The sequence below is a fragment of the Arthrobacter agilis genome (genome assembly GCF_002953615.1).
Taxonomy (GTDB): domain Bacteria; phylum Actinomycetota; class Actinomycetes; order Actinomycetales; family Micrococcaceae; genus Arthrobacter_D; species Arthrobacter_D agilis_B.
Window position 1 is genome coordinate 2045547 of the sequence record NZ_CP024915.1, and the last position, 6758, is coordinate 2052304.

At 69.9% G+C, this 6758-nt stretch carries 5 protein-coding genes and 1 pseudogene; 5 read left to right on the top strand and 1 reads right to left on the bottom strand.

All coding sequences use genetic code 11. The annotated features are described in order from the left end of the window. Window positions 1–363 (bottom strand): annotated as a pseudogene (locus CVO76_RS09955) (hypothetical protein); the annotation flags it as partial. 189 nt (window positions 364–552) lie between these two features. Between CVO76_RS09955 and CVO76_RS09960 the strand changes: the two are divergent. The 5 genes from CVO76_RS09960 to CVO76_RS09980 all read left to right on the top strand — a co-directional run. Then, on the top strand, window positions 553–1806 hold the full coding sequence (locus CVO76_RS09960) for an amidohydrolase (protein WP_208739133.1): 1254 nt from the start codon (window positions 553–555) through the stop codon (window positions 1804–1806). Window positions 1807–1855: 49 nt separating this feature from the next. After that, window positions 1856–2194 carry an MmcQ/YjbR family DNA-binding protein gene (locus tag CVO76_RS09965; RefSeq protein WP_133080229.1) on the top strand — a complete coding sequence of 113 codons (339 nt, stop codon included), beginning with the start codon at window positions 1856–1858 and terminating at the stop codon, window positions 2192–2194. A 362-nt stretch (window positions 2195–2556) separates the two neighbouring features. Beyond that, window positions 2557–4020: a hypothetical protein gene (locus CVO76_RS09970; RefSeq protein WP_244185867.1), complete on the top strand. Its 1464-nt coding sequence runs from the start codon at window positions 2557–2559 to the stop codon at window positions 4018–4020. Between the two features lie 49 nt (window positions 4021–4069). Beyond that, entirely contained in the window at window positions 4070–5764 is a 1695-nt protein-coding gene (gene pelF, locus CVO76_RS09975; protein WP_208739134.1) for a GT4 family glycosyltransferase PelF, read from the top strand. Next, window positions 5761–6758 (top strand): putative glycoside hydrolase (locus CVO76_RS09980; RefSeq protein WP_208739135.1); only part of this gene is annotated, 998 nt, incomplete at its 3' end. The genes pelF and CVO76_RS09980, both read left to right, overlap by 4 nt.

Sequence of the window (6758 nt, forward strand, 5' to 3'; positions counted from 1 at the left end):
CTGCCGCCCGCCGGCATCGCCGACGACGACCGCCACGCCCTCGGGCGGGGCTTCCGGAACGGCGGCGACGGTCCAGTCCGCCGGGTGGTCGAAGGACAGGCTCCCGTCCGTCGTCGTGTACGTGGTCCAGTCCCCATCGAGGGCGGGCTCGGGCGGTTCGACGGAGGGGGATGCGGACGGTTTGACGGACGGTTCGGCGGACGATGTGGGATCGGGGGACCCGGTGTCGGACGCAGGCTGCGCCTCCTGGCTGTCCGGGGCTGCGGCGTCGGAGCCGGCCTCGGGGGTGCCGCAGGAGGAGAGGACGAACGCGAGGCACAGCGCCCCTGCGGACAGTAGTGCCGGAGTTGCTGAGCGACCCATGATTACTCCTTCGTAGGTGGGTGGATCGCTCCATCCTGAGCCCGGCGCCCGTACCGGAACAGGGGTGCAACCGAACCGTGGCCGGGGACGGGCGATCGTGTCCGAACCGTGTGCGCGTCGTGATGCCGCAGTGACCGTCGGGCCCGGTGCCGGGTCGTCGACGCCGCGGACAATGCGTAGGGTCGGACCATGCAGCCCGAGAAGATCACAGCGCTCCGCCGCCGGTTCCATGCCCACGCCGAGCCCGGTTTCCTCGAGTACCGGACGGCGTCCGTGATCCTGGCGGAGCTCGCGGCGAGGGGCGTGCCGGCCACCACGGGGGCCGGGGCGATCGACGTCGGGCGCATCGCCGTGCCGCCCACCCCGACCGAGAAGGACGAGTGGGGACGGCGCGCGGTCGCTGCCGGGGCTCCGTCCGCCGACGTCGCGTACTTCCAGGAACACGGCACGGCGATCATCGCGGAGCTCGAGGGGAACCGCGACGGCCCCACCTGGGGTCTGCGGGTGGACATCGATGCCCTGCCGGTGGACGAGGAGACGGCCGCCGACCACGCGCCCGTCGCCGGCGGCTACCGCTCCACGACCCCCTTCATGCACGCGTGCGGCCACGACGGCCACGCCGCCATCGGGATCGCACTCGCCGACCGCCTGCGCGACGGGAACTTCCCCGGACGGGTCCGGATCCTCTTCCAGCCCGCCGAGGAGGGCGTCCGCGGCGCCCAGCCGATGATCGACGCCGGCGTCACCCGCGGGGTGGACCGCATGCTCGCCGTGCACCTCGGTGGAGATCTGCCCACGGGTACGGTGGTCGGCGGCGTCACGGACGCGATGGCGACCACCAAGTGGCGGGCCACGTTCGAGGGTGAGGCGGCACATGCGGCGGCCTCGCCGGAGAAGGGGCGGCACGCGCTCGCCGCCGCGGCGCAGGCCACCCTCGCGATCCTCGGTCTTCCTCGCTTCGCGGAAGCCGACACGCGCGTCAACGTCGGCACCTTCCACGCGGACGGGAGCGCCAACATCATCCCCGCCCTCGCGACGATCACCTACGAGACCCGCTCGACGTCGAACGCCGTCCTCGACGACCTCGACCGCCGCGCCGAAGCCGCCGTGCAGGGCGCGGCCGGCATGTACGGCGTGACCGCGACCACGAAGGCCTACGGCAGGGCAGCGGTGTCGCTGCCGGACGACGCACTGCTCGACGACGTCGCGCGTGCGGCCCGGGGTGTTCCCGCCATCACGGCCTACACGCCCAGCGGCGCCTCCGGAGGCGGCAGCGACGACGCCCACCTGCTCATCCGCGAGGTGCAGGAGTCCGGCGGACTCGGCACCTACATCTTCGTCGGCGCGTCCAATCCCGCCCCGCACCACCACCGCCGGTTCGACATCGACGAGGACGCCCTCGTGATCGCCGTCGACCTGCTCGAGGCCCTCTTCCGGGGCTGACGCCGCCGAGACTCTGGACCGCATGGGCCGGCAGTGCCAAGGTGGGTCCATGGTCAGCGAAGACGATGTGCGGTCCGTGTGCCTCGCCCTGCCCGGGACCTCGGAGAGGCTGAGCTGGAGCCGGCCGGCCTGGTTCGCCCGCGCCCTCTTCGCCCGCATGTGGGACGACACGGTGCTGACGGTGAAGACGGAGGAACGCCCGGCGCTGCTCGCCACCGCGCCGGAGATCTTCTTCCTCCATCCGCACCACGAACGGTACGAGGGACTCGTCCTCGTCCGCCTCGATCCCCTCGATCCCGGCGAACTGTCGGAGCTGCTCGCCGAGTCGTACCGGATCGCGAACGGACGCCGAGCCGGCCAGAACGAGCCCGATCCGGTGCGGAAGTGAAATAAGTCACCTTCCGGTAGAGGTGTTCCTTCGCAGCCCCCGCGCCATTCCGGGCGAGCAGGTGTTTTCTGTCGTGATCTGCGAGTACTTCGGATCCTTTTCCACGTAGCCGGGTGCCCGAACGGCCACGGCCTGCGTAGGGAGTCACGTGGGTCGTACTCGTGAAGCAGTCGCGGTCCGGCCGATAGCTTGACAACGGTGCTCGCTGGTGATGCCGGCGACGACGCATCCATCCCGTCCGGATGGGCGTACGACCGGGACTGCTCCACGCAGGCGCCCCGCATCCGTCTCACACCTGTCTCACTCACGTCTCACACGAGGCCGTCATCCCGTCCTGCGCGGCGGGCGGCCCAGGGGAAACCATGACCTCTCTGCAGTCCCTCCTTCAGGACTCCTTTGCCCGACGCCGCACGATGGTCATCATCGTCGCGCTCCTCCTGACGGCCCTCGTGCCGATGGCCGACACCATCCTCCCTGCGGGCTGGTCCTACGCCCTGCTGGCCGCCGGCGTCCTGCTGGTCATGGTCACCCTGCTCCTGCTCGCGCGACCCGGCGCCGCCGGCTCCGGCAGCGACCGGGTGGCGGCCGACAGCGGGGCACGGCCGGGCGCCGGCCTCCTGCTGTACCTGGCTCCGGTCATCCTTCTGAACCTGGTGTACCCGCTCGTCAGCCCGGCGATGGCCGCGGTCGAGGTGGGCGGCGTGCAGCTCACCCTCGTGGTGCTGGCCTCCTCCATCACCGTCCCGTGGCTCGCGCAGGCCGCCTGCCTTCCCGCCTACCGCGCGATCGGCGACCTGATGGCGGAACGCGACATGGCGGCCATCACCCGCCGCTTCTGCACCACCTGGCCGGCGATGTTTGTCCAGGCCGTGCCGCTCGTGGTGGTCTTCGCCGTCCCGCTCTGGCTCGCGACACGCTGGTCCTTCTCGGCCCTGGCCACCTACGCGGCCCTCTGCGCCCTCCACCTCCTCTTCGTCCAGTCCCTCATCCTCGCCAACGTCGGCGACCGGCGCGGACTCTGGGCCATCGCCTGGCTCGCCTACGCCGCGGCACTCTTCGCGGCGCCCACCGTCTGGTGGCTGCCGCCGCTGCTCGGAGCGCTCACGCAGATCGCCGCCATGGGACGGGGACTCGCGTCCATCAGCCTCACCCAGCGCCTCGGTGCCCGCGACTTCTCGACGGACCTCGTCCGCGGACTCCTGCTCGGCGCCGTCCTGTGGGCCGACAAGTTCGTCCTGTTCCTCGTCACGGGCGGGGATTTCCAGGTGGTGATCGTCTTCCTCGCGATGCTGCCCGCCGTCATCGCCTACAACTACTACTTCGTGAACCTCGCTCCACGTGTGGACGAGGCCGTCGCGACCCTCCACCGGACCATCGCCGAGGAACCGCTCACCGTCCTCGCCCTGAGGTCCAAGCGGCTGAGCCGCACGGTGGACCGCGCCATCCTGAGCACGGGCGCCGTCGGCATGGTGCTCACACTCGTCATCTCGCTGCTCCTCGAGGGCATCCAGCCCGTGAGCGTGCTCCTGGCCGTCACCGTCGGAGTCGCATCGTGGGCGTTCATGATCCTGACGCTCCTCAGCTACGAACTGGACTACATCGGCGAGAAGGTCCTTCCGCAGGTCCTGGGCGGCATCCACCTGGCACTCTGCGTGGGAGCCTTCCTGCTGGTCGGGGCGACGCAGAGCGCCGCCGGCGCGGCCCTCGCGTACGGTGCGCTCGTGGTGGCGGACCTCGTGCTCGTCGCCGTCGCCTGGGTGCTGTACAAGCGGCACTGGACCCAGCCCGAGTACACGCTGTTCTGGCGCCACGCCACGTCCTGGTAACCGTCCCCGCCACGCCTCCCTCCACCAGCCCAGCCCACAAGGAAGAGCCATGTACGTGTTCAAGACCCCGAAGGCCCGTCGCGCAGCACTCGAGCAGTCCCCGGCCGTGATCCCTCCGGCCCTGGCTGCAGGGCAGGTCCACTACGAGGACGTGGACGTGGCGATCGTCATGGAGTCCACCTACCCCTACCTCAAGGGGGGTGTCTCGGCCGTGGTCCACGACATCGTCACGCACAACCCGGACCTCACCTACGGCATCATCCACATCACGTGGGACTCGGCTTCCCCCCAGGACGATCTCTACGGCATGCCCGACAACGTGGCCTGGGTGCGCCCCGTCTACCTGAGCATGCAGGAGCACCGGCACGACTTCATGGCGGTGTCCTCCAAGGACCTCGGGATGGGGCCGGCGGAGCGCGCGGAGCTCGCGGACCGCCTGTTCGATGCCCTGTACGCGCTGTCCGAGCGGCGCGAGGTGGAGCCGCTCTGGCAGCTGATCGACGAGGGCTTCAACCCTCGCACCCGCACCTATCCGCTGTGGGCCCTCCTGGGGACGAGGGAGTTCATGGAGGCGCTCTCCGTGCGGATGCCACAGCTGGACCTGTCCCTCGCCGACTCGTTCTGGACCCTGCGGAACTTCCTCTCGCTCGCCTTCGCCATCCTCGGCGAGACCATGCCGAAGGCACGCGTCTACCACGCACACACCACGGGCTACGCCTCCCTCCTGGGGGCGGCGGCCGCCCGGGACCACGGGACGTCGTTCCTGCTGACGGAACACAACCTCTACGTGCGCGACACCGTGAACACCCTGCTGGACCGCAACATGGCGCTGTCCATCACCTCGGAGGACTACCGGACCTTCGACGTCACCCCGGAGCAGCGCGCCTGGATGGCGTGGTGGACCGAGATGGGGCACTTCTGCTACCCGAGTGCCAGCCTCATCACCTACCTCTACCCCACGGCCATCACGGAGGCGGCACGCCTCGGGACCGACATCGACAAGTCCGTCGTGGTGCCCAACGCCATGGTCATCGAGGAGTTCGAGCAGAAGTACCGGGCACGGCTCGCCGCCCAGCAGCACCTGGTCCAGAATGCAGCCACCCACACCTGGAAGCTCGTCTACATCGCCCGCGTGGTGCCGATCAAGGGCCTCCTCGACCTCCTTTCGAGCATGGATATCCTGCGCCGCGGCGGCTTCCCGAACCTCCACCTGGACGTCCTGGGCCCCACGGAACACGTGCCCGAGTACTACGAGGCCTGCCTCGCGAAGATCAAGAGCCTCGGCCTCGAGGACCACGTCACCATCCACGGGACCGTCAACGTGCGGGACATGCTCGACCAGTTCGACCTCCTCGTGCTGCCGAGCTACAACGAGGGCCAGCCGATCGTGGTGCTCGAGGCCATGGCCGCGGGGATCCCCACGGTGGGCACGGACGTCGGCGGGATGCGGCAGCTCATCGGCGAGCAGCTCCGGACCGGGGACGGCCGGTCCGTCGGCGCCTGCGGTGAACTGGTGAACGCCGGTGACGTGCAGCAGATGGCGGACAGCATCCGGACGGTGATCGGCGACACCGCGCTCTACGGCGAGTACGCGGACAACGCGCGCATCCGCGTCCAGGAGTTCTTCCAGATGCACGAGATCATGTCCTCCTACAACGAGATCTACCGGACCGTCGGGGACATCACGGACATGCGCAACCTGACGCCGGCCGATCTCGCGGACCTCAGCAGGGCAGGCTCATGACCGGGGTCGGTGCGTGGATCCGGTACGGCGAGCCGATCCTGGCCGGGCAACTCGAGTTCGCGGCGGAGCACTACAGGGTGGCGATCCTCCAGCCGTGGGAGAGGACGGCGGCCGAGGAGCTCAAACGGCTCCGCCCCGACATGACGGTGCTCTGCTACAAGTGCCTGTCCTCGGTGCGCAGCTACGAGCCCGGCCCGGTCTACACCTCGGGCGTCTCCTTCGCCGAGGCGGAGGAGGACGGCGGCTGGTTCGCCACGCGGCTCGACGGCTCACGCATCGAGTGGGAGCGGTATCCGGGCCACTGGCAGATGCGTGTGTGGGACTCCGCGTACCAGCGCCGCTGGGTGGACAACGTGGTCGAGGAGCTCCGCGATTCACCGTTCGACGGCGTAATGGCGGACAACGACGTGTTCGAGGACTACTACGGCCTCCAGCTGCCGATCGAGGGCGCTGCGGACATGCTCGCGATCCGGTCCGCGCTGGGTGAGCTCGTGAGCGCCGCGGGGACGGCGTTGAACGGGGTGGGGAAGATCCTCGTGCCGAACATCGCCGAGTCGCGCCGCGAGGCCGGGCGCTGGGCCTCCCATGCCGCGTACGGCGGAGGCTTCGAGGAGGTCTGGCTCGGCTACAGTCCCGTGCACCTGTTCGATCCGGTCACCGCCGAGGCGCAGCTTCCACAGGCGGCCGGACCGGGGCTGTCCATCCTCCGGGTCCCCACCGACGGCGACGACCGCCACCCCAATTTCACCTACGGCCTCTCCGCGTTCTGGATCTTCGGGGAGGGCCGCGGAGCCTACTCCGCCACGGCCCACGACGACTACAGCCGCACCCAGCACGCTCCCGAACTCGACTGGCAGCTCGGCGCCCCACGGACCGGACCGCAGGGCAGGAACCACGCCTGGTGGCGCGAGTTCGAAGGTGGCTTCGCAGCGGTGAACTTCAACCGGGACGGCAGGCGGCGCCGCAAGGTGCGGATACCGGCGGGTCTCCGCCC

Excerpts from the sequence above, each read along its gene's own strand:
- CVO76_RS09965 (WP_133080229.1), top strand. The coding sequence starts at position 1,856 with ATGGTCAGCGAAGACGATGTGCGGTCCGTGTGCCTCGCCCTGCCCGGG.
- CVO76_RS09970 (WP_244185867.1), top strand. The coding sequence starts at position 2,557 with ATGACCTCTCTGCAGTCCCTCCTTCAGGACTCCTTTGCCCGACGCCGC.
- CVO76_RS09960 (WP_208739133.1), top strand. The coding sequence starts at position 553 with ATGCAGCCCGAGAAGATCACAGCGCTCCGCCGCCGGTTCCATGCCCAC.
- pelF (WP_208739134.1), top strand. The coding sequence starts at position 4,070 with ATGTACGTGTTCAAGACCCCGAAGGCCCGTCGCGCAGCACTCGAGCAG.